The organism is Gordonia sp. UBA7599, from assembly GCA_002477755.1.
Taxonomy (GTDB): Bacteria; Actinomycetota; Actinomycetes; order Mycobacteriales; family Mycobacteriaceae; genus Gordonia.
Genome location: DLKD01000043.1, coordinates 39870 through 62708 on the forward strand (window position 1 = coordinate 39870; position 22839 = coordinate 62708).

The following is a 22839-nucleotide window of genomic DNA, read 5'->3' on the forward strand; positions in this document are numbered from 1 at the left end:
CACTCTCGGGGAGCGCGCGGTTTTCGGGAAGCCCTTGCAAAGTGATGATTTCATCGGTAATGATGATCATATCAGTCAGACATCAGTCGGAGGAGGCAACGGTGACTGCGGAAGCCCAGGCGCGCGACCCACACAGCGACATACATAGCGAGGAGGGTGCTCTGCGTGGGGAGCACGCCGGACGAAGTGCCAATCCGCTGGTCAAGGTGCGTGGCTTGGCGTGGCTTGAGTTCGCCAAGCCCGACTTGGTCCGCGCTGAAGCCTTTGCGAGGGCTTTCGGCTTTGAGACCGCCTGTCGCACCACAGACACGCTGTACCTGAGGGGGGCAGATGCTGGCTCACCCTGCGTTGTGATCCGCAAGGGCAGGCGAACGCGCTTTCTTGGACCTGCATTCCAGGCTGCCGACGGCGCCGATGTGGTCAAGGTCGCGAACAGCATGGGCGTACGCGCCACGCCCATTGGCGAACCCCTGGGTGGCGTCGGAGTCTCGGTGCTCGACCCCAGCGGAATGCCTCTACGTGTCGTCGCAGACGTCGACCAGTTGCCGGCGATCGGAGCTCCTGCCGAGCCTGTCTTCAATTTCGGTTCCAATCGCCCTCGGACGAACACCCCGGTCCGGCCACCTCGAACACCTGCCCGGGTCCAGAGGCTCGGCCACGTCGTATTGATGACCAGCCGCTACCGCGAGTCGCTCCAGTGGTACCTCGACACCCTCGGGTTGATCGTCAGCGACTTTCTCTTCTACGAAGGCCAACGTGATCGAGGACCAGTGATGAGCTTCATCCGGTGCGATCGCGGCAGCGAACCGGCTGATCATCACACCCTCGCAATGACGCTCGGCCCATCCAACAAGTACGTCCATTCCGCCTACGAAGTCTCCGACTTGGACACCATTGCTGCAGGCGGCGAATACCTCAACGACCTGGGCTACCACCGATCATGGGGAATCGGCCGGCACATCCAGGGAAGTCAGATCTTCGACTATTGGCGCGATCCCGACGGCTTTCTCGTCGAGCACTACGCCGATGGCGACCTATTCGACTCTTCTCTCGAACCAGGGTGGGCGCCGATGACCGCCTCTGGCCTTGCCCAATGGGGACCACCAGCGACGCCTGACTTCCTCGGGACGACGCTGGGCCGTGAAGCGCTGGAAACACTGCGCGACAGCGTCACTTCGCTTCACAACCGCGACAACGAATTCGATCTCCGCCGACTGCGCGGCCTACTGAAAGTACCGACATCATGAGCATTGCCGTCCTCCGCACCGTCGACTCCTGGTGGGTCCGCCTCGACGAACACCGAGCCCGCAAGATTGGCACCACGGCCCAAACGACCACAGACCTCCTCGCGGACCGTACGGCTATCGAAGCCGCCCTTGACAGTGATGGGGCAACGGCCGAGGTCGAAGAACTCTCCCTGGTGTCACCGGTCACCACGCCCTGCCGGGTCGTCGCCCAGATGACCAATTACGCGACCCACGTACGAGACTCTGGAATGGATCCCGCCACCGTTCCACTCACGTTCTTCCGCAAAGCGTCAGGGTCGATCACCGGGCCACAGGACGAAGTCATCAAGCCCGCCCACGTCGGCCTGCTCGACTACGAAGTCGAAATCGGACTGGTGATCGGTGAAACGATCCCTCTAGGGACTAGCTTCGGCCAGGGTCCCGGGCTGCCATCACAAGTCGCTGCGCTGGTGATCACGAACGATGTCTCTGCGCGCGACGTACAGCTACCGAAGACGCAATTCTACGAAGCTAAGTCCTATCCCACGTTCACGCCGGTAGGTCCGGTTCTTCTCATTCTCGAAGACGGCGACGGCGAGCGATTCGTCGATCTTCGCCTTCAGCTCCATGTCAACGGCGAAGTACGTCAGGACAGCACGGTCGCCGACATGATCTACCGCCCTCACGAGGCCTTGGCGTGTCTCACCCGATTCCAGCACCTCGACGTCGGCGATCTCGTCCTGACCGGTACACCGGGAGGTACCGCCCTCAAAGCTCCCGCAAAGCCGCTCGAGATTATCGGCAATCTGATGCCGCCGGCGTTGAAGTGGAAGACCTTCTTCAAACGGCAGGCGTCAAATCCGAAGTACCTCCATAACGGTGACATCATCGAAGCGTCGATCGGCACCGCCGACAAGGTCCTGGACCTGGGTGTCCAGCGCAATCCGGTGAGGTACGCGAAATGACCACGGCCGATTCCAGCGGCCTCCTCTGGCCGACATACGAGAAGCCCGCCGACCTACCTTTGATCGAAGCGGTGCCGCTGGAGGAGCGAGGAGTGCCGAGCACGACCTACGACCTTCTCGAGCGTGCAGCTCAGACCTGGCCCGATCGACCGGCCATCACTTCCATTCCTGACGCGGCGCGCTGGCGGGACGGGGTGACCCGCACATTCGCCGAAGTGCATGCTGATGTCGTCGCGGCGGCGAACCTGCTACACCACCTCGGTATCCGACGCGGAGATCCTGTCACCATTCTGGCCCCCAACTGCGATGAACTGATCACCTCAATTCTGGCCGCACAGTTGGCCGGAATCGCTGCTCCCGTCAATCCAAGCCTGGCCGCCGATCATGTCATCGACCTGATGGCCAGAAGTGGATCCCGCACCGTTATCGCCGCAAGTGCCGACCTGAGTCCCGACACATACGGCCTTGTTGAATCCCTCGCTCGCGCCGGAGTCCTCGACAACGTTCTGCTGCTCATGCCGACTGGGGAGCAACCTGGCCTCGACGTCCCTGAGATGGCAGGGGTCAATGTCGACTTTCTTGCGAGCGCGTCTGTAGCTCACCGGGCGCCTGCATTTGTCGGCGCTGTCCCGTCCGCCGGCGACTTGGCCGCGTTGTTCCACACCGGCGGTACTACAGGACTCCCGAAACTCGCGGCCCATACCCATCGCAACGAAGTGGCCGACGCATGGTCCTTGGCGGCCAACTCTGTTCTCGACGAAGATTCAGTTCTCTTCGCGGCGCTTCCCCTGTTTCATGTGAACGCCCTTATCGTCACTCTCCTGACGCCGTTGTTCCGCGGCCAGTCCGCGATCTGGGCTGGACCGGCCGGATACCGGGACTTCACGCTGTATGCCGAAATCTGGAACATCGTCGAGCACTACAGAATCTCAACGATGAGCGCAGTTCCCACCGTGTATGCAGTGCTTGCCAACTGCCCGGTCAACGCAGACATCTCGTCGATGAAGTTCGCGATGGTCGGCGCGTCGGCCCTGCCGTCCGGTGTCCGGACTGCATTTGAGGGTGCCACCGGTATCCGCCTCATCGAGGGATACGGGCTAACCGAAGCAGCGTGTGCCACCGCCCGTGGGTTCCTCAAAGACCACCAGGACGACGCGTTGGGGCAACGCATGCCCTATCAAGGCGTCAAGGCCGTGCGCGTGAACGCTGACGGCAGCTGGGATGACTTACCATCTGGCGATGTCGGTGTACTTGCAATCGGTGGCCCCACCGTCTTCCCCGGGTACGTGATGGGTCGGGACTCCTCGGGCGTCCTCCAACTCGATGGACTCGGCAAGCTCCACCAAGGCTGGCTAGACACCGGCGACCTGGGCTCAGTCGACGAGAACGGTTGGATCAGGTTGGTCGGACGAGTGAAGGATCTCATTATCCGGGGCGGTCACAATATCGACCCTGCCGTCATCGAAGACGTGCTCACTAGCCACCCGTCTGTGACGGGGGCAAGTGCCGTTGGTCGACCCGACCGACATGCAGGAGAAGTGCCAGTAGCCTATGTGACTCTCTCCGCAGACACCGATCCTTCGATCAGCACGGACGACCTGATCGACTTTGCCCGGTCTCAGCTCGCCGAATCGGCTGCCGTACCCAAGGACGTACTCGTGATCGACGCCCTCCCGGTCACCGATGTCGGAAAGCCGAACAAGCTGCCGTTGCGGGCCGATGCTGCGCGCCGGGAGGCCACCAGTGCTCTCGCCGGCATCGTCGGCGTCGAAGACATCAGTGCCTCGACCGTCGATGGGGCAGTGCGAGTAACCGTGCACCTGGCGCAAAACGCACCCTCGACAGTCACCGAAGACCTTGACTCGATCCTCAATCGATACGCTCTCGACTGGGAGCTCGACGAGCCGAACGGAAACGTATCCGGTAACCCGTCATGACCGCTTCACCGTCAACTCCAGTGGTCATCGTCGGGGGAGGGCCGACCGGAATCACAGCGGCAATCCTCCTGGCCCTTCAAGGAGTACCCAGTCTGGTCATCGAACGGTGGGAGGACATCTACCCGCAACCTCGAGCAGTCCATCTAGACGACGAGGTCTATCGAATCCTCGGAAAGCTCGGCGTAGCGGACGAGTTCGCAGCCATCTCACGCCCGGCACTAGGCCTTCAAATCATTGACTCCGATCATCAGGTTCTCGCTCGATTCCAACGCGATCCGAACAATGAGCCCAACGGCTACCCACAAGCCAATCTGTTCGACCAACCCGATCTCGAACGAATCCTCCGGAACCGACTCGCCGAGCTTCCACTGGCCACCCTCCGGTCTGGCGCCGAAGTGATCAGTCTGACTCGACAACCCGACACCGATGAGATCACCGTCGACGTCCGCGACATGAGTACCGGTGCTGTCGACCAGATCAACACCTGTTTCGTGCTCGGCTGCGATGGAGCGAACAGCCTAGTACGGACCGCTATTGGTTCGACGATGGAGGACCTGCACTTCGAACAACACTGGCTGGTCATCGACGTCGACACAGAGGCTGAACTCGAGCAATGGGGAGGAGTCCACCAACTCTCCGACAAGCGCGCCGGCACGTACATGCGAATCGGCCCGACACGACACCGCTGGGAGTTCCAGCTCCTCCCGGGCGAGGACGCCACAGACTTCGAAAACCTCGACCAGTTACTGCCGCTCATCAAACCGTGGACCGGGTCGGTAGACGGCAGCCAACTCAACATCGTCAGGTGCGCCGGGTACACATTCCGGGCACAGATAGCCGACAGCTGGCGGAGCGGCGGAGTCTTCCTGCTCGGCGATGCCGCTCATCTAACCCCTCCGTTCATCGGACAAGGAATGGGCGCCGGCCTCCGCGACGCATACAACCTGGCATGGAAACTCAGTGCCGTTCTACACGGCTGCCGCAGGCCAGAAGAGGTCCTCGACTCCTATCAAGCCGAACGCCGCCCACATGCATTGGCCCTGATCCGTAACGCTGTCTTGATCGGGTTCGCCATGACGGGTGGCGGCATCGCCGGACAGCTATTCCGCGCTGCCGCGTTGCCCCGCGTATCGCGGATGCCAGGATTAGGACGAGCTGCGACGACAAGCGAGACACCGCGACTGCACAAGTCCGAGCTCATCTCGCGCCGACGTCATCCACGGGCGCTCGAAGGCCGCCTATGCCCAAACGCGCGAATTGATCAACAGTTACGGGTAGACGACGTAGGCACGTTGTATGCAGTCATTACAGTTGACGACCTCGAACCAGATGACCTTCAATACTGGACAGCCTTTCCAGCCAGAATAGTTCGCGTTGACATCGATTCAACGTTGGGACGCTGGCTCAAGAGAGGACGAAGTCGAGCTGCCCTGATTCGCCCCGACAGTATCGTCCGCACTACGGCAGAGAACGCGGCCCAACTCAGGCCATCGTGACCTGCTGCACCAAATCTCGTTCCTGGTTCGCGGGGCACTGTTCAAAGCACTTCAACGTGGGGGAGCGATCGTCGGCCTCCGCCACGACCGAAGTGACCGAGGATCGCAGCGCCGCTGCGGCCGCGGTTCAGCCTGCCGACGCCACAGTGTTCCTCCCACGTAGCTGTCAAGACCTCCCATATATCCGTCGCTACTCCCACCTTTCGTGCAATCGACACTTCCGGAGTAGACGTATCACCCGCGATACACCGACTCGAGCGTCCTAGTCATTACTTAACATAATGTATCTTATCGGCACTAAATCTGCCTGCGCAGGTAAGCCGCATTGGGCATGAGCGCCGACGCTGGTGACCACATAGTGGTCACCAGCGTCGGCGTAAGTGTCGTTCCGTTCCCGTGGTGCGCGGTCGCTCATTCCTCGCGGTCGCACACGACCACCAGATGCTGCTCACATCACGATTCGCAGCTTGCGGTGATCGAGTGGCGACGAGGCGCTAACCGAGCCGGGTGTATCGAGATCACGAAATCCGGTGTGAGACAACCCGTTTCGAGACTCTCCCCACGTCCAGCCACCCTCCATCAATACGTCACTGTGACGTATTGATGGAGGGTGCAGTTCATTCGGCGGCGATCAGGTCAAGCGTCCCGAGTTCACGAATCGCCGCGCACGCACGTTCGAGCATGACGACGACGATGTCGTCTCCCCGGCTGGAGCCCGCCGCGAACGCAGCGCCCAGCGTGGTGATCAGCGGTATTTGAAGCATCGCGAGCCGGTAGTCGTTCCAGCAGGTGTCGAGGTCGTAATCCGTGACCCCGGCGTCAACGAGTGCCGCGTGGTAGGTCTCGACCAACCGGCGTTCATACGCGCGCCGATCGTCGTGCGTCAGGCTGGTGCCGATGAAGTAGGCCAGATCCCTCGCGGGCAGGCCGATCGTGATCGTCTGCCAGTCGACCACGGTGACCTGCGAACTGTCGCCGTCGAACAACAGGTTGTCGGCGCGGAAGTCGCCGTGCAGGAGCGCGAAAACGTCGCCGCGCATGGTCAGCCAGCGAGCCACCATCGATGCCGACGTGCGCAGTACCTCCCGGTCCGATGTGGAGAGACGGTCTCCGATCATGCGCAGGGTCGTGTCCAGTGCCATCTCCGCCAGCGTCTGCATTCCTGCAGCGAATTCCGGGCTGGCCAGAGGCATGGTGACCCCATCGAATTCCAGCCAGGCGGGGTCACACCACCGGGGACCGTGCAGACCTGCCAGCGCGCGCACTGCCAACGCGGCTTCCGCCGGCGAGCACCCACGGATCTGGTCGGCCTGCTCGGCTGGCGCGCAATCGCTCATCACCATCACGAAGTCCTGCGCATCCTCAGATATATCGAAGTAGACACACTGCGGAACCGGCACATCGAGCGTTTCCGCCGCCCGGGTGTAGAACGCGTGCTCGGCCCGGTAGCCGAGTGCCACCCGTTCACGCACCTGGATGTCCTGTGCGCCGAGTTTGACGATGTAGGTCCCCGACGTCGATTCCGCATGGTCGAAAACTGTGATCCGGTACGTGGCGCCCGTCTGGCCCGTCCCGACCGGCTCCACGCCGACTCGGGTGGCGTGCACCCCCGCCGCCCGACCCAGCCATTCAGCGGTCAGGTCATCGGGCCCACGAGGGATCTCAATGTCTTTCACGGATTCAGTCATACCCCGCCAGCGGTTAGAGTATCAACGTTATTCTAAATCTCAAGCTCAGCCGCGGAAGGTGGCATCAGCTCCTTCACCGCCACACGAACGGAATCCGATGAACGCACGTATCCGGTCGCCACGCGAAGTCGTGGAGGACTACAACTTCAGTGTCTGGAACACCCGCGATCTCGACCTGGCCGACGAGTTGCTCGGCGACCAGGTGATCCGGCACGACGTCGGAGAGTCACGGACGTTGACCCATACGGAGGCCGTTCAGCGCGTCGCCGACACGTGGACGCTGTTCTCCGAATTGCGCTTCGAGCTGATTCTGCTCATCGAAGGCAACGATTCCGAGCACGTCACCATCGCCTACGAGGCCCATATGACGCTGACCGACGGCAAGTCGCTGGTGATCGGAAGCATGGAGATCTTCCGAGTGGTCGGCGGACGCATCGTCGAGGTCTACAACTGCGGCCACAAGGAAGGGGTCTGGCAATGACGCGCAATCCCGAGCAGGTCGCGGCACCGGTCAATGAGGAACTCGGCTTCTACATGCTCGCCGGGGCCGGTGGCGCTGGGCCCGCCGACTTCGTCGCCGAGGCTCAGGAAGGTGAGCGCCTGGGTTTCGGTACCGGCTTCATCTCCGAGCGGTGGAATGTCAAAGAGGCGTCATCGCTGGTGGGTGCAGCGTGTGCGGTGACCGACAGAATGCAGATCGCCACCGCCGCAACGAATTGCAATACCCGCCATCCGCTCGTCACCGCTTCCTGGGCCACCACTATGCACCGCCTCTCACACGGACGGTTCACCCTTGGAATCGGACGCGGCGTCGCCGCCATGTACGGCGCCTTCGGCATCCCAAGTGTCACCACAGCTCATCTCGAAGACTGGGCGCTGGTCACCCGAAGGCTGTGGCACGGCGAGACCGTCATCAACCATCAAGGCCCCATGGGCTCGTATCCGGTGCTCTACCTCGACAGTGACTTCGACGAAGACATCCCTCTCGGGCTGGTCGCGTTCGGTCCCAAGAGCCTCGAACTCGGAGGGCGCGTCTTCGACGACGTCATCCTGCACACCTTCTTCACCCCGGACACGCTCGAACGGAGTGTGCGAATCGTCAAGACCGCAGCAGAGAAGGCCGGTCGCGACCCGGACTCGGTACGTGTCTGGTCCTGCCTGGCGACTATCGGCGATCACCTGCCCGAAGAAGTACGCCAGAAAAAGCTCGCAGGGCGCCTGGGCACCTACCTCCAGGGGTACGGCGACCTGCTCGTCGCGACGAACGATTGGGATCCGGCTCAGCTGCAGCGCTTTCGTGAGGACCCGGTCGTCCAGTCAATCGCGGGCGCGATCGATCAGGTCGCCACACCCGACCAACTCGAGCACCTCACGTCGATATTGCCGCCGGAGTGGTTGGCCGACGCTGCCGTCGGTAGCGCTGACGAGTGCGCCGCCCGGGTGCGTGAGGAATTCACCTACGGCGCCGATCGGGTGATCATGCACGGCGCCTCACCAACCGAACTGGCACCCATCGTCACCGCGTACAACGCGGCCAAGGGCGCCCAGAACACACTCGCAGCCCGTAGCGGCGGACTAACGCCGCTTCCCCTGACCTCTTAGAATCGTCCCGTGGCCAAGGCACTGATCCCAGCCGACGACATCCTTCGGCGAGCCCTCGAACTGCTCGACCAGCAGGGGTCGAGCGCGCTGAACATCCGCCGGTTGTCCGCCGATCTCGGTATATCGCCCCGGACCCTCTACAAGCAGGTCGGCAATCAGGAGGATCTCACCCGTGCACTGGTGAACCGACATTTCATGGAGCTTGAACTGACCTTCACCGAGTGCCCGCGGTGGGCCGACACCGCGCGGAACTGGTGTATCGAGCTCTATTCGGCGCTCACCGCGCACCCGCACCTCACCGATTTGATGACGATCGACGACCGAGCCGTGGTCACGCAGTATGTGATGGCGCTCCTGACTTCCGCAACCAAAGCGGGCATCCCCGAACCACTGGCGATCCGCTGCTGCCGGGGGTTGACGAACATCACCGTCAACCAGGCGATCGTGCAGGTGCGTTCACTGGCAGACTCGCGCTTGTCGGCGGAAGCGATCCACCAAGCGGCCAAACTCGAGAGCAGCTTCTTCGACGTCGTCGATTGGGTGATTTCCTCGGTCGAACGTGAGACAGCCCTGACCTAGTCATCGCTGCGCAGGTCTGGGCGTTGGTACGCCTACTATTCAGTGGATCAGCGAGAGCGTTTCCGAAAGGACCGAGACACGGTGGAATCGACGTCATTGAACGGCTCAGTAGCAATCGTCACCGGTGCGAGCCGAGGCATTGGGCTCGGCGTAGCCAAGCAGCTAATCGCTGAAGGCGCACGCGTGGGCATCACCGCACGCAAGGCCGACGAACTGGAACGAGCCGTCGCGGAGCTTGGCGGGCCCGACCACGCGATCGGCTTGGCCGGCAACGCCACTGACACCGCCCACCAGATCGAGGCAATCGAGCAGGTGACCGAAACGTTCGGTCCCGTCGACATCCTGGTGAACAACACCGGGATGAACCCGGTCTACGGCCCGTTGAGCGGTCTCGACGCCGCTGCCGCCCGCAAGATCGTCGAGGTCAACTGCCTTGCCGCCCTGTCATGGACCAACCACGTGGTCGCGACTGGTCTCCGCGAGCGCGGTGGAGCGATCGTGAATGTCAGCAGTACCGCCGCGCTGAAGCCTGCGGCCAACATCGGGTTCTACGGCGCGAGCAAAGCGATGCTCTCCCACCTCACTCAGCAGCTCGCCGTCGAACTCGCGCCCACGATCCGCGTCAACGCCGTCGCCCCCGCGGTGGTGAAGACCAAGTTCGCCGCCGCGCTCTACGAGGGCCGCGAATCCGACGTCGCCAGCGTCTACCCATTGCGACGGTTGGGCGAGCCTGCCGACATCGGTCACCTCGTCGCATTCCTGGCATCACCGCGTGCCTCTTGGATCACCGGGCAAACCATCGTTATCGACGGTGGGCTCACCCTCACCGGAGGAGCCTGAGGCTCGCCGCTGACCCGACCGGCGGTGCGCGAACCAGCTAGGACCGACTGACCGCTACTCGCAGGTCATCGAGGCGCCGCTGGATCCGGTCGACCTGCAGATGCGGATCCTCGGTCTGGCCGACTGCGGCGATGTCGGTGATTCCATCGACGATCTCCTCCAACTCCTCCGCGTACGGCAGCATTGCGCGGGCCTTGGCCGGAACGGGTGGCGGTTCGGCAAATGCGGCAAGACATGCCGATCGAGCGTCGTGCGCGAGCCGGTACGCATCGTCTCGCCGCCGCTCGAACGCGGTACGCGACTCCCGCGGCATCGCGGCCTCGCGCAGATAGGCCTCGGCCGCCGCCACACCGTCGTCGAGGTGCGCCTGCTGAGGCAATCGACGCGCACCAGGCCACAGCACGTAGCCGATCACGACGGCGATTGCCGCGCCGGCAACGGTGTCAAGCAGTCGGATCTGCGGCGCGACGAGGTCCGGGCCGCCGACAGACGCTGACAACAACGCAGACACCGTCACTCCGATGACGCTGAGGCCGTACAGTTTGGGCGCCGTCAACGCAGCGAACCCCAAGCCCAGTGACGCTGCCAGCGCTACAACGATCCCGCTGGGCCAGATGGAGATCACGGCAGCGGCAACTGAGGCGCCGACGATGGTGCCCGCCACGCGATTGATTGTCCGCACGACTATCGATGCGTACTCCGGCCGCACTATGACGCTGACGGTCATCGGTAGCCAGAACGAGTGGTGCGGGTCGTGCACTGCCACGGTGACCGCTGTCGCGGTACCGAGACACAGGGCCGTACGCGCGGCGTTGAGGCCGGCTGTCGGCGTCCGCATCCGGGCAAGAATCTCCCCGATGCGGCGGCCATTGCGTGCAGATTCGTCTGCGCCGCTACCGTCCAACGCTGCCGCCAACGCCCGCAGACCCGCGGTCGGAGTGGGCCAGGCGATCGGCACCGCCACCGCCTGGCCGCACATGATCTGTTCGGCCGCAGCGCGCAGCGAGTTGACGACTTCGCGTGGCACGGGTCGCTGTTCGGCGTAGATCGCCGCAGCGGAGTAGGAGACGCCCGCAGTCATCGGGGACCAGCCCACTCGTTGCGCCGCCGTGGACGCGGCCATCAGGCGTAGCCGGGCCTCCCGTGCGTCGGGCTGACCAACTTTGGCGCACACGTCCGCAGCCGCGGCGAATACGTCTGAAGCGGTGCGTTGTTGCAATACGCCCCGCCGAAAAGGCCAGTCCACGACTTGGGCGAGTCCGACTGCAGCCACCCCGACGAGATACCACGCCGCCTGCGTCACCGGTGTCAGATCGGATCCGCCGAACTGCCCAAACGCCACACCGATACTGAGCATCATTCCGAACGCCGGACCGTGTGGTCCTGCTGCGCCGACAAGTCCAGAGATCGCGGCGGCCACCATCGCCACGGCGACTATCAGGAGCGAACCATGATCGGTCGATCCGCCAACAATGATGCCGACGGCAGCGCCGGCCGACGCCGCGGCGAGTGCCATCACACGGCCCCGATAGCTCTCATCAATAGCGAACGCAACCGAACAGGCCGCACCGAGATAGGCGACGCCCAATGTCTTCCAGTCCCCCAGCGCTGCACCGAGCACCAGGAGTATTCCGCCGGCCCCGAGTGCTCGGACCGCGGCGGCCACGGCGAGCGGTGCACCCGACATCCGGACTGCGGCAAGCGCCGACCCCGCCACGTTTGCTCGCATGGCTAAAAGGCCGGAACAACCTTTCCGTTGACCGTCACCTTCAGCTTGCCGGTCTTCGTGTTGAAGGTGATCGAACCGTGCTCGAAGGTGGTCTCTTTCAGGTCGCCCTTGGTGATCTCGTCACTCGTGACAGCGCCGAGTGGGCCGGCCGAACCGTTCTTGCCCATGACGTCCGGGGTGCCGTCGGGAGCGCGCTCGACGTTCCAGGCCTTGCGGATCTTGCCCCACGTTATGTAGGCCGGCGTTCCCGGATGGCCGTTCTTCGCGCTGATCACACCACCCTTGAACTGCTGGAACACCACGCCGCTGGCGCGGGTGCCCGCATTGCGGTCGCCGGTGAGCGCAACGCCCAGTGACTTCTTCTCCGTGTGGGTAGCCGCGGCGTACCGGGCCGCGATGGGCCCGGTCAGCGTCACCATCGAGCCGTCAGCGCCCTTGACCTTCACCGGTTTGGCCGGTCGTGCAGGCACGCTCGACGAGACCGATGCGGCCGAACTGTAGGCCGACGAAGATGCGACACCCTTGCCGTCAGTGGCGCAGCCCGCGGCAATGAGCGCGACCGCTGCCAATCCGGCGATGGTGGCCGCAGTGCGACGCCTCGTGGTGTTCCTCATAGGTTTCCTCTCGGGTCCGGGTACGACGTCGATCTTTCCAGTCGCGCCCGAGCAACGTCGAGGTTCTCCGTCACTGGCAAAACGGAGTCACCGCAAAGCGGTCAGAACGGATCAGTTGGGCGGAAGTGCGATGTACTTGGTGTCGAGGTACTCCTCGATACCCTCGCTGCCACCCTCGGATCCGAAGCCGGAGTGCTTGATACCGCCGAAGGGCGCGGCCGCGTCCGAGATGACGCCACGGTTGACGCCGACCATCCCGGCTTGGATGCGGCTGGCCACGCGCTGGGTCCGTGCCAAGGACTGCGTGTAGAAGTACGCCGCGAGTCCGTACGGCGTGCTGTTGGCCAACTCGATCGCCTCGTCCTCGGTATCGAAGCCGACGATCGCGGCGACTGGCCCGAAGATCTCGGTGGTGCGGATCTTCGCTTGCTCAGGGATCTCGTCGAGGACGGTGGGGGCGTAGAAGAAGCCGTCGCCGTGCGACCGCGCTCCCCCGGTGCGTACCCGCGCGCCGTGATCGATGGCGTCTGCGACGAGATCCGCGACCGACGACAGCTGCTGCTCGTTGATGATCGCCCCAAGGGATACCCCGTCGCGCCACCCCGGTCCGACGGTCATCGCGGCCACACGTTCGGTCAGCCGCGCGGTGAACTCCTCGCGCACCGAGTTCTGCACGTAGATGCGATTGGCCGCGGTGCACGCCTCGCCACCGTTGCGCATCTTCGCCGCCATCGCGCCGTCGAGTGCCGCGTCGAGATCGGCGTCCTCGAAGACGATGAACGGCGCATTTCCGCCCAGCTCCATCGAGGTGCGAAGCAGCTGCTCGGAAGATTGCGCGACCAGCGCCTTGCCGACGCCGGTGGATCCGGTGAACGACACCTTCCGCAACCGCGGATCAGCCATGATCGCGGCGACGATGCCCTTCGAGTCGGTCGTCGGCAGCACCGACAGCACACCCGGCGGCAGCCCCGCGTCGGCGAAGACCTGCGCCAGCAGCAGCATCGTCAGCGGAGTGTCCTCGGACGGTTTGACGATCATCGTGCAGCCAGCCGCCAGGGCGGGCCCGATCTTGCGAGTGCCCATCGCCAGCGGGAAGTTCCACGGCGTGACCGCCAGGCACATGCCGACCGGCTCCTTGGTCACGATGATCTCGCCGGTCCCCGCCGGCGCCGTGGTGGTACGACCGCCGATCCGCACGGCCTCCTCGGCGAACCACCGCAGGAATTCGGCACCGTAAGCCACTTCCCCACGGGCCTCGGCCAGGATCTTCCCCATCTCCAGGGTCATCACCAGGGCGAAGTCGTCGGCGCGCTCGGTCAGGAGCTCGAACGCCCGCCGCAGGATCTCCGAACGTTGTCGCGGCGGGGTGGCCGCCCACTCCCCCGCCGCTGCTTGTGCGGAGTCCATCGCCAGCGCGGCGTCGGCGAGCGTCGCATTGGCGACCGACGCCAAGACGGCCCCGTTCGCCGGATTGACGACGGTGAACTCGGCGCCGGCGGCACCTCGGGATTTCCCGTCGATCCACAGGCCGGTGGGCACACCGGCGGGCAATGCGGGGGCGTCGGATTCGGTGGACACGGTGGTCACTCCTGTTCGGCGGTAGTGGAACTGCGTTCGACGGTGAGCAGCGGACGGGTCAGGCCGCGGCGGCGCGGATGGCGTCCTCGAGGACGGTCAGACCCTCGTCCAACAACTCGTCGCCGATGACCAGCGGCGGCAGCAGTCGGATCACGTTGCCGTGGGTGCCGCAGGTCAAGATCACGACGCCCTGCGCGAGTGCCGCGGCCGCAATCGCCTTGGTGAGCACCGGATCGGGTTCGGTAGTGCCCGGCTTCACCAGTTCGACGGCGATCATCGCGCCACGACCACGGATCTCACCGATGACGCCGACCTCGTCGGCCAACGCCGACAGCCGGGTGGTCACCCGGTCGTTGATGGCCCGGGCGCGACCGGACAGGTCGTCGCGCTCCATCACGTCCAGTGCCGCCAGGGCTGCCGCACAGGCCACCGGGTTGCCGCCGTAGGTACCGCCGAGGCCACCGGTGTGGACGGAGTCCAGCAGCTCCGCGCGACCGGTCACCGCGGCCAGTGGCATGCCGCCAGCGATGCCCTTGGCCATGGTGATGAGGTCGGGGACGATCCCCTCGTGATCGCAGGCGAACCACGAGCCAGTGCGGGCGAACCCGGTCTGCACCTCATCGGCGATGAACACCACGCCGTTCTCTCGCGCCCAGTCGACGAGGGTCTGCAGGAAGCCCGGCGCGGGGACGATGAACCCGCCCTCGCCCTGGATCGGTTCGATGATGATCGCGGCCAACGACTTCGCGCCGATCTGGTTCTCGATCTGCGTAATCGCGCGGCGGGCGGCGGCCACACCGTCGTCGCCGAGCGGGTCGCGGTACGGGTACGACATCGGCATGCGGTACACCTCGGGCGCGAAGGGCCCGAATCCGGCCTTGTACGGCATCGTCTTGGCCGTCAGCGCCATGGTGAGCAGCGTGCGCCCGTGGTAGGCGTTGTCGAAAGCGACGACGGCGTCGCGTCCGGTGGCCGTGCGGGCGATCTTGACGGCGTTCTCCACCGCCTCGGCACCGGAGTTGAACAGCACCGAGCGCTTCTCATGGTCGCCCGGCGTCAATGCGTTGAGCTTCTCGGCCACGGCGACGTAGTCCTCATACGGCGTGACCATGAAGCACGTGTGCGTGAACCGAGCGGCCTGCGCGGCGACCGCCGCGGCCACGTCGGGATCACTGGCCCCGACGGTGGTCACGGCGATTCCGGCACCGAAATCGATCAGCGAATTGCCGTCGACGTCGACGATGACGCCACCGTCGGCGTCGACGGCATAGACCGGTACCGACGACCCGACACCCGCGGCGACCGCGGCCCGCCGTCGGGCGGCCAATTCCTCTGAGCGCGGGCCGGGCAACGCGGTCCGTAGCGTGCGCTCCTGCGGGAGTCGGAACTTGGACGCGAGAGAGGTCATGGTGTCGGATCCTTCGGTCTCAGGTCATCGGTGGAGTGTCGCGGCTGAGGGTCTCACCGCGGAAGAAGGCGGGCTCCTTTGTCCGCCAGATCAACATGAGTATGGCACCCAACACCAACAGACCGATGCCCATGACGAAGACCAGGCCCATGCCGAATACCGAGGTGCCGCTTCCGCTTTCGGGATCGAGGCTCTCCTTGACCGAGATCACGAACACGGTCGCCAGCATGATGCCGCCGAGCAGCGGGAACACCAGCTTGTAGACGATGTTGTGCACCGAGGTGAACAACTCGCGGCGGAAGAACCACACACAGGCGAACGCGGTGATGCCGTAGTACCAGCAGATCATGATGCCCAGCGCCGCGATGGTGTCCCACAGCGCATGTTCGGAGACCAGTTTCACCGCGACGTAGAAGACGCTGGTAACGACGGCCGCGACGACCGTCGCGTACGTCGGCACCATGTAGCGCGGGTTGATCGCCGCGAGCTTCTTCGGGAACGCGCCGTAGGCGCCCATCGCCAGCATGGTGCGCGCCGCCGGCAAGAACGTGGTCTGCAGGCTGGCGATCGACGACGCGAAGATCGCCAGGAAGAGGAGCAATCCGCCCACGCTGCCCAACACCGGGGTGGCCAGGGGCTTGAACACGTTCTCCGAATTGTCCGGCGACCCCAGACCGACGCCCTCGGTGCCGACGCCGGCGTACATCATCACCGCGACGGCCACGAGCAGGTAGGTCAGCAGGATCGTGATCACTGCGAGCAGTCCGGCGCGGCCGGGCGTCTTCTCCGGATCCTTCGACTCCTCACCGAGCGTGAGGCAGGTGTCCCAGCCCCAGAAGGCGAAGATCGAGCCGGTGACGCCGACGACGAAAGCACCCAGTGCGAGTCCGCTGAACGGGTTGAACCAATCGAGCGAGAAGGACACGTGGAACTCCGACGAGCTCGCCCGCACGATCGCGCTGATGGCGAACACCACCAGGACGACCATCTGGAAGCCGACCAAGCCGTACTGGACCGCCTTGCTGGTGGTGATGCCGCGCCCGGCCACCCACGCCGCCAGGGCGATGAATATGAGTGTGGTCACGATGTTGATCAGCCTGTTCCCGGCTAAATCGGCTATCGAGTCCTTGTTGGCCACTTGCGCGATGAACAGATAGAAGAAGTCGACGGCGATGGCTGCAAGGTTCGACAGCACGATGATCGTCGCCAGCACCATCCCCCAGCCACACATCCACCCGACATACGGCCCGAAAGCCTTCGTCGACCAGGTGAACGACGCGCCACAGTCGGGTGCGCGCGAGTTCAGTTCGCGGTAGGCGTACGCGGTCAGGAACATCGGGATGAACCCGGCGATGAAGATGGCCGGCATCTTCAACCCGACCGCGGCGACGATGACGCCGATACTCGCAGTAAGGGTGTATCCGGGGGCGACGCAGGAGACGCCGAGCACGGCGCCGGCGAACGTGCCGACCGAACCCTCCGCCAAGCCCTTGTCGACGAGGTCGGAGCCCTTGGCCGTAGTGGTCACTTCAGGCGTTGGATCGGGAGCGCTCATCACGCGTCCTCCTTCGGGATGACGACCATCGGAACGTCCAACACGCGCAACATCTTTGCGGCGGTGGACCCGAGGAACAACCGGCGGCGCGCAGCGAGCCGGCTCGACCCGACGACCACGATGTCGCCGTCATTCCAATCGAGCTTGTTGACCGCATCCTCGATGGTGGGACCGGTCACGATCGCCCAGTCGACATCCACACCCTCGGGCAGCCGTCCGCGCGCCTCCTCGAATGCCGCCTCGGCATGCGCGGTCGCCGCAGCGACCACCTCCTCGTCGGGTCGGCGTCGCCGCCCGCCTTCGCTGTCGAGGGCGATGAGGGACACGACCCGCAGCGGGATGTGCGCCTCTGTCGCCCCGGTGATGGCGGTGTCGAAGAGGCGCTGGGCACCCGGACGGCGGCCCAGCGCGCAGGTGATCTCCCTGATCCGCGCGACCTTGGACCGGCGCACTCCGCGGGGCGAGAGGACCAGCGGCAGCGGCGAGGAGTGCACCAGTTCGTTGACCGTTGAGCCCAACGAGTGGCCCCCGATCAATCCCCCACCAGCTCCGCCGACGACGATGGCCGCAGCTCCCACGCGCTGCGCCTCGGAGATGATCCCCTCGGCGGCCGACTCGTAGAACGCGATGTGGGTGGCCGTCTCGATGTCGTCGGGCACCAGTTGTTTGGCCTCGGCCAGCCAGTCGTCGGCCTGCTCACCGAGGACGGCGTCGAAGTCACCGGCGTGCAGTGCGCCCTGGTCATCCGGCGGTAGGACGATGCCGATGTCGATGGCCGCATCGAGCGACTGCGCTATGCGAACTCCGACGGCGACGGCGTCGGCGCCGCCCGGTGTGGCCAGATAGGCGACGTAGATCCGTCGCTTCGGGGTGACGGCCTGATTCATGTGGGTCTCCTCAGTGCCCGCAGCCACACCCGCAGCCGCCGGCTTCGTTGCCGTCGGCGAGCGGGAGCTCGGTGGGCTCGGTGGAACAACAGGACGACTTCGACTGCGTCGGTGCGACATCGAGCGCGGGGTTCCGCACGAAGAAGCCGAACGGTTTGAGCCAGAAGCTGACGATGTCCGACGACATCATCGGCCAGTCCTCCGGCCGGGTGATGTGGTGGATACCGAAGGTGTACCAGAGCACGACGTCGGTGTTCTCGATGTTCCGGTTGGCCTTGGTCCACTCCGGCAGGCCCATCCCGGAACCGCCCTGATTGACGAACTCCCCTGCCGGCCACCGCTCGTCGCGCGCGTTCGGCGTGACCCAGAGCGTGTGCTTGATGACCTCGGCACGCCCCAGGATGGGCGAATCGTCGACGAACATCGGCGGGAACGCGGCTGACGGGCCGAGCTTGTACGCCGGGTGCAGACCGATCTCGGTGGTGACGTTGTCGTTGGAGATCTTCCACGCCTTCTGCGTCGCGTAGTTCGGGTTCTGCTTGGCCTCTTCCTCGGTGCGCAGCGGCGTGTTCACCTGGCGAAGGGAAAGCCCGTACGGGTTGTCGGGACCCATCGGCTCCGGCACGGACTCGCTCGCGTAGACGGTGTTGTCGGTGCCGTCGATGTCGAGGTCCATGCGCGTGGTGATGAAGTGCTGGTGGAACGGCGCATAGGTGCTCTGGTCGACGACGGTGCCGTGTGCGGGCACCTGCCCCGGCTCGAGGTAGGTGATCATCATGATGCCGGTGGCGCGCACCTCGCACTCGATGTTGCCGTCCTCGTAGAAGCGCCAGTACACGAGGTATTCGTAGTTGGCGACGGTGGTGTGGAACGACACCGTCAGGCGCCGCTGCCGTCGGACTTCGACACCGCCGTTGGCGTCGACGTGCTTCCAGCCGACGGCGTTGTCCTCCTCGTGGATGCAGATCGCATTGGTGATCGTGTACGGCGCACCCTTGCTGTCGTGCAGGGTCTGATCCAGGTAGCGGATCTCCCCGAGACAGTCACATCCCAGCGAGAGGGAGGTGGTCATGAAGCCCAGACCCCACTCACCGACGTCGAAGGCGGTGCGACGCCAGTGATCGGGAGCGTGGTCGCGGTAGGGCACTACCATCTCGGCAAACGAAATCCGGTGTGCGATCTTGCGGACGTTTCCGTTGTCGTTGTAGGTGATCTGGTGCAGGGTCATGCCCTCGCGGTGGTTGAAGCCGACACGCACCGACCAGTTCTGCCAGTCCAGCCGATTGCCGGTCAGCGTGAATGACGGTCCCTCGGGCTGGATGATCTCCAGTGGCTTCAGCGGTGGCCGCGTCGAGGCCTCCCGGATCCGCTCGGGGATGAGACGAGGGATGTACTCCCCCATGATGTCCGGGCGCTCGGTGCCGGGGGTCTCGTCGATTTCCAGCAGTTCCATCGAGTTCAGATCGATCAGGCAGTGGAAGCCCTTGACCGGGCCGGCGTACGGGTTGGCGTCGGTGGAGCCGCGCACCCACGTGTCCGACCAGCCGACGCGCCGGTCGCGGTACTTCTCCGGGATCAGCACCTCACCGAAGGTCCAGGTATCCATGAACACCAGGTCGAAGTCGGTGACGCCGCGCGCCTTCAGTGCAGCGATGACGTCCGGATGGGCCCGCAGCGCCTCGTCGGCCTCATGCCATTCGTCGACGGTGAGATTGGTCTGCACGCCCGGGAAGTGATTCCACTCCAGAAGGGTGCCCTCGTCGAGTGAGACCAGACCCTTGTAGACGGCGTTGGCCGCACGCTCGACCAGGACCGCTTCGGCCAGGCGCGGCGGGCGCGTCCCGTCGTCGTCGAACGCAGCCAACTCGGCCTTGCTGGGTTCGACCATCTCCATCGAGGTGTACCGCCAGCCTTCGCCGACCCCCCTCTCGGCGGTCAGGATCTCGGTGATGCGGACGAACTCTTCGCCCGACAGCGGGTCGAGCGGGTGGCGGTTGTCGGACATGGGCGGTTGTGCTCCTTCTCGTCAGGTCTGCTGGGGTGGCTGGTGCGGCTCAGTGAGCACTCATCACGTGCTTGATCCGCGTGTAGTCCTCCAGCCCGTAAATCGACAGGTCCTTGCCGTAACCCGAGAACTTGAACCCGCCATGCGGCATCTCCGCGACAAGCGGGATGTGGCAGTTCACCCACACGCAGCCGCTGTCCATGCGCGCCGTCATCCGCAGCGCCGTGCCGTTGTCGGTGGTCCACACACTCCCGGCCAGCGCGTAGTCGACGCCGTTGGCCAGTTCGACGGCTTCGTCCTCGGTGGAGAACCGCTGCACGGTGAGGATCGGGGCGAACGTCTCCTCCTGGACGATCGGATCGTCCTGGGCCACACCGCTGATGATCGTCGGCTCCACGTAGAAGCCACTGTCGCCCAGCCGCTTGCCGCCCGTCTCGACCTTTGCGTGGGCCGGCAGCGCATCGAGCTTGCCCAGCACCGCGTTGAAGTGGTTGATGTTGTTCATCGAGCCGTAGAAGGCGTCCTCGTCGTCGGGAGCGCCGGGCCGCAGTTTGCCGGCCTGTTCGACGAGGGCCGCGACGAATTCGTCGTGAATCGACTCGTGGACGATGGCGCGCGTCGCGGCGGTGCAGTCCTGACCGGCGTTGAAGAACGCCGCCTGAGCGATGCCCTCTGCGGTCTTGGCGATGTCGACGTCGGCGAAGACGACGGCCGGGGCCTTGCCGCCGAGTTCGAGGTGGGCTCGTCGGACGTCCTTGGCGGCGGCCTGCGCGACGGCGATGCCGGCTCGCACCGAGCCGGTGATGGAGACGAGGCCGAACGCCGGATTCCCGACGAGGGTCGCGCCGGTGCCGCCGTTGCCCAGGACGACGTTGAACACGCCGTCAGGAAGGATCCCCTTGGTCAGGTCGGCGAGGACCAGCGTGCTCTCCGGGGTGGTGTCGCTGGGCTTGAGAACGATCGAATTGCCGGCGGCCAGCGCGGGCGCGATCTTCCAGATCGCCATCATGAACGGGTAGTTCCACGGCGTCACCTGGCCCACCAGGCCGATTGGCTCGCGGCGCACGTAGCTGGTGAAGCCCTCCATGTACTCCCCTCCGGCTCGGCCCTCGAGCAGTCGGGCGGCGCCGGCGAAGAAGCGGACCTGGTCCGCGCTGACCAGCACCTCCTCGGACTTGACCAAGTGGGCGATCTGCCCGGTGTTGCGGACCTGCGCGGCGACGATCTCGTCGGCGCGCTCCTCGATGGCGTCGGCCAGGGCGAGCAGTGCCTTCTGCCGCTGGCCCGGGGTGGTTCGGCCCCAGCTGACCTGGGCGCGCTGCGCGGCGGCCACTGCGGCGGCCACTTCGTCGGCGGTCGAGACAGGTGAGACTGCGACGACGGATTCGTCGGCGGGGTTCACGATGTCGAGCGAGTCGGTCGACGCGGAGTCCACAAATGCGCCGTCGATGTAGTTCTGGAGCCGGTTGGTCACGTCGATTGCCTCTCGTCGTTCTGTTGCCCCCTAGATCAGTACTGTGATCCAGATCATCCCGTCGTGCATCTGCCAGAATGGCCATACAGTGGGTCTCTGGTTCGACGAAATGGAGTGTCGATGAGCGTCTCGCTGCGATGGCTGGTCTCCCGCCGACACCTGGGCCTGACCGTGCTCGCCGGGGATGACGTACTCGATCGCGATATCGAGTACGTGATCACCACCGAACTCGCCGACCCCACCCCGTGGCTGACCGGCGGCGAGATGCTCCTCGTCACCGGAATGGGGCTGCCGGACTCCGACGGCGAGCTCGACGCCTACGTCGCCCGTCTCATCGAACGGGGCGTCGTGGCGGTGGGATTCGGCGTGGGCGTCACGCGCGACGACGTCCCGACCGGGCTCATCGCCGCGTCCCGACGACGAGGACTGCCCCTGGTCGCCATCCCGTTGCCCACACCCTTCCTCGCCGTGACGAAGGCGGTGTCGCAGCGTGTGGAGACCCTGCGCGATCGTGCTCAGGAGGCCACCGCCCAGGCCCAACCGAGGCTCACGCGGACCGCGGTCACCGGTGGCCGATCGGCGATGCTGGCCGAACTGGCCAAGGCGTGCGACGGCACGGTGATCCTGCTCGACCCGCACGGGCGCACGGTCGACACCCGGCCGGCGGGAGCGGCGCCGGAGGTGGTGGAGGCCGTGGGCGTGCTCGCCCGACGGGCGGCGTTCGGGCTGGCCGCGGGCCAGACGCCGACCGGGCCGGCCGTCGTGCACACCGTTCGGGTCGGGGACCGCACCCATGGCTACCTCGGCGTAGTCACCTCGCACGAGCCACGCCCGACAGATCACGTGCTCATCGGCCACGCGACGTCGCTGTTGGCCCTGGACTTCGAGAAGCCCCGCCGGGTCGACCTGGGTGCAGCGCGCGTCAACGGCGCAGCGCTGGGCCTCGCCCTGGGTGACGGGGTTGGTCCGGACGACCTTGCCGACATCCTCGCCGCCGCTGCTGACCACACCGGTTCAATCCGGGTCCTGGTCCTGCTCGGCTCGGCCGAGGGGGCAGCCGCTCTCGCTGGTCACGTCGAACAGAGCCTGCTAGCCCTGTCGCACCCGGCATTCGTCAGCGTGCGGCCGGACGCGTCGGTGGCGGTGTTGGTGCGCGGTGACGACGACGCGGCCTTGGTGCGGCGGCTGCTCGCTGGACTGCCGGTCCCCGTACGCCGGCGCGTGCGGGCGGGGCTGAGCGTGCCCGGCCCGTCGTC

The 22839-nt window shown here is 65.1% G+C and carries 18 protein-coding genes; 9 read left to right on the forward strand and 9 right to left on the reverse strand.

The genetic code is table 11. The features are described from left to right. Positions 1–101 precede the first annotated feature (101 nt). From B4L26_RS05930 to B4L26_RS05945, 4 genes are read left to right on the forward strand one after another with little or no spacing between them, the layout of a single operon-like run. Positions 102–1247, forward strand: coding sequence for a VOC family protein (locus B4L26_RS05930; protein ID WP_290716991.1), 1146 nt, complete (start codon positions 102–104; stop codon positions 1245–1247). After that, positions 1244–2191 (forward strand): fumarylacetoacetate hydrolase family protein, encoded by a 948-nt coding sequence (locus B4L26_RS05935; protein WP_290716993.1) that lies wholly within the window; start codon positions 1244–1246, stop codon positions 2189–2191. Before B4L26_RS05930 ends, B4L26_RS05935 begins: the two co-directional genes overlap by 4 nt. Next, on the forward strand, positions 2188–4128 hold the full coding sequence (locus B4L26_RS05940; protein WP_290716995.1) for an acyl-CoA synthetase: 1941 nt from the start codon (positions 2188–2190) through the stop codon (positions 4126–4128). Before B4L26_RS05935 ends, B4L26_RS05940 begins: the two co-directional genes overlap by 4 nt. Further along, positions 4125–5624, forward strand: coding sequence for a bifunctional 3-(3-hydroxy-phenyl)propionate/3-hydroxycinnamic acid hydroxylase (locus B4L26_RS05945; protein WP_290716996.1), 1500 nt, complete (start codon positions 4125–4127; stop codon positions 5622–5624). Before B4L26_RS05940 ends, B4L26_RS05945 begins: the two co-directional genes overlap by 4 nt. A 617-nt stretch (positions 5625–6241) precedes the next feature. On the opposite strand, the gene B4L26_RS05950 is transcribed toward B4L26_RS05945, so the two are convergent. Next, a complete protein-coding gene (locus B4L26_RS05950; protein WP_409563447.1) occupies positions 6242–7300 on the reverse strand; it encodes a phosphotransferase family protein in 1059 nt (352 codons plus the stop codon). 109 nt (positions 7301–7409) lie between these two features. On the opposite strand from B4L26_RS05950, the gene B4L26_RS05955 reads away from it, so the two are divergent. The 4 genes from B4L26_RS05955 (at position 7410) to B4L26_RS05970 (ending at position 10333) form a co-directional block, all read left to right on the forward strand. Beyond that, the gene (locus tag B4L26_RS05955; protein WP_290716998.1) at positions 7410–7793 is read left to right on the forward strand and encodes a nuclear transport factor 2 family protein; all 384 of its coding nucleotides are present in this window, start codon (positions 7410–7412) and stop codon (positions 7791–7793) included. Then, positions 7790–8914 carry a TIGR03857 family LLM class F420-dependent oxidoreductase gene (locus tag B4L26_RS05960; RefSeq protein WP_290716999.1) on the forward strand — a complete coding sequence of 375 codons (1125 nt, stop codon included), beginning with the start codon at positions 7790–7792 and terminating at the stop codon, positions 8912–8914. Before B4L26_RS05955 ends, B4L26_RS05960 begins: the two co-directional genes overlap by 4 nt. Positions 8915–8923: 9 nt before the next feature. Next, positions 8924–9493, forward strand: a complete 570-nt coding sequence (locus tag B4L26_RS05965; protein WP_290717000.1) for a TetR/AcrR family transcriptional regulator — start codon at positions 8924–8926, stop codon at positions 9491–9493. Between the two features lie 81 nt (positions 9494–9574). Continuing rightward, positions 9575–10333 (forward strand): SDR family oxidoreductase, encoded by a 759-nt coding sequence (locus tag B4L26_RS05970; RefSeq protein ID WP_409563446.1) that lies wholly within the window; start codon positions 9575–9577, stop codon positions 10331–10333. A gap of 37 nt (positions 10334–10370) precedes the next feature. On the opposite strand, the gene B4L26_RS05975 is transcribed toward B4L26_RS05970, so the two are convergent. From B4L26_RS05975 to B4L26_RS06010, 8 genes are all read right to left on the reverse strand, one after another. Beyond that, on the reverse strand, positions 10371–12062 hold the full coding sequence (locus tag B4L26_RS05975) for an FUSC family protein (RefSeq protein WP_290717004.1): 1692 nt from the start codon (positions 12060–12062) through the stop codon (positions 10371–10373). 2 nt (positions 12063–12064) lie between these two features. Further along, complete coding sequence (locus B4L26_RS05980) at positions 12065–12676, reverse strand: LGFP repeat-containing protein (protein WP_290717006.1); 612 nt, start codon at positions 12674–12676, stop codon at positions 12065–12067. Positions 12677–12787: 111 nt separating this feature from the next. Continuing rightward, positions 12788–14254 carry an NAD-dependent succinate-semialdehyde dehydrogenase gene (locus B4L26_RS05985; protein ID WP_290717008.1) on the reverse strand — a complete coding sequence of 489 codons (1467 nt, stop codon included), beginning with the start codon at positions 14252–14254 and terminating at the stop codon, positions 12788–12790. Positions 14255–14312: 58 nt separating this feature from the next. Continuing rightward, a complete protein-coding gene (gene gabT / locus B4L26_RS05990; protein WP_290717010.1) occupies positions 14313–15662 on the reverse strand; it encodes a 4-aminobutyrate--2-oxoglutarate transaminase in 1350 nt (449 codons plus the stop codon). Positions 15663–15681: 19 nt separating this feature from the next. Continuing rightward, positions 15682–17217, reverse strand: coding sequence for an APC family permease (locus tag B4L26_RS05995; protein WP_290717012.1), 1536 nt, complete (start codon positions 17215–17217; stop codon positions 15682–15684). Further along, positions 17217–18104: a universal stress protein gene (locus B4L26_RS06000; RefSeq protein WP_290717013.1), complete on the reverse strand. Its 888-nt coding sequence runs from the start codon at positions 18102–18104 to the stop codon at positions 17217–17219. Before B4L26_RS06000 ends, B4L26_RS05995 begins: the two co-directional genes overlap by 1 nt. 10 nt (positions 18105–18114) lie before the next feature. After that, positions 18115–20109, reverse strand: a complete 1995-nt coding sequence (locus B4L26_RS06005; protein ID WP_290717014.1) for a primary-amine oxidase — start codon at positions 20107–20109, stop codon at positions 18115–18117. A 49-nt stretch (positions 20110–20158) separates the two neighbouring features. After that, entirely contained in the window at positions 20159–21583 is a 1425-nt protein-coding gene (locus tag B4L26_RS06010) for an aminobutyraldehyde dehydrogenase (protein WP_290717015.1), read from the reverse strand. A 120-nt stretch (positions 21584–21703) separates the two neighbouring features. Here B4L26_RS06010 and B4L26_RS06015 point away from each other — a divergent pair. After that, on the forward strand, positions 21704–22839 hold a 1136-nt coding region (locus tag B4L26_RS06015), incomplete at its 3' end, for a PucR family transcriptional regulator ligand-binding domain-containing protein (RefSeq protein WP_290717016.1).

What these genes read in the sequence shown, in the direction of transcription:
- B4L26_RS05960 (WP_290716999.1), top strand. Translation starts at nt 7,790, where the DNA reads ATGACGCGCAATCCCGAGCAGGTCGCGGCACCGGTCAATGAGGAACTC.
- B4L26_RS05945 (WP_290716996.1), top strand. Translation starts at nt 4,125, where the DNA reads ATGACCGCTTCACCGTCAACTCCAGTGGTCATCGTCGGGGGAGGGCCG.
- B4L26_RS05955 (WP_290716998.1), top strand. Translation starts at nt 7,410, where the DNA reads ATGAACGCACGTATCCGGTCGCCACGCGAAGTCGTGGAGGACTACAAC.
- gabT (WP_290717010.1), bottom strand. Translation starts at nt 15,662, where the DNA reads ATGACCTCTCTCGCGTCCAAGTTCCGACTCCCGCAGGAGCGCACGCTA.
- B4L26_RS05940 (WP_290716995.1), top strand. Translation starts at nt 2,188, where the DNA reads ATGACCACGGCCGATTCCAGCGGCCTCCTCTGGCCGACATACGAGAAG.
- B4L26_RS05935 (WP_290716993.1), top strand. Translation starts at nt 1,244, where the DNA reads ATGAGCATTGCCGTCCTCCGCACCGTCGACTCCTGGTGGGTCCGCCTC.
- B4L26_RS05975 (WP_290717004.1), bottom strand. Translation starts at nt 12,062, where the DNA reads ATGCGAGCAAACGTGGCGGGGTCGGCGCTTGCCGCAGTCCGGATGTCG.
- B4L26_RS05995 (WP_290717012.1), bottom strand. Translation starts at nt 17,217, where the DNA reads ATGAGCGCTCCCGATCCAACGCCTGAAGTGACCACTACGGCCAAGGGC.
- B4L26_RS05980 (WP_290717006.1), bottom strand. Translation starts at nt 12,676, where the DNA reads ATGAGGAACACCACGAGGCGTCGCACTGCGGCCACCATCGCCGGATTG.
- B4L26_RS06000 (WP_290717013.1), bottom strand. Translation starts at nt 18,104, where the DNA reads ATGAATCAGGCCGTCACCCCGAAGCGACGGATCTACGTCGCCTATCTG.
- B4L26_RS06005 (WP_290717014.1), bottom strand. Translation starts at nt 20,109, where the DNA reads ATGTCCGACAACCGCCACCCGCTCGACCCGCTGTCGGGCGAAGAGTTC.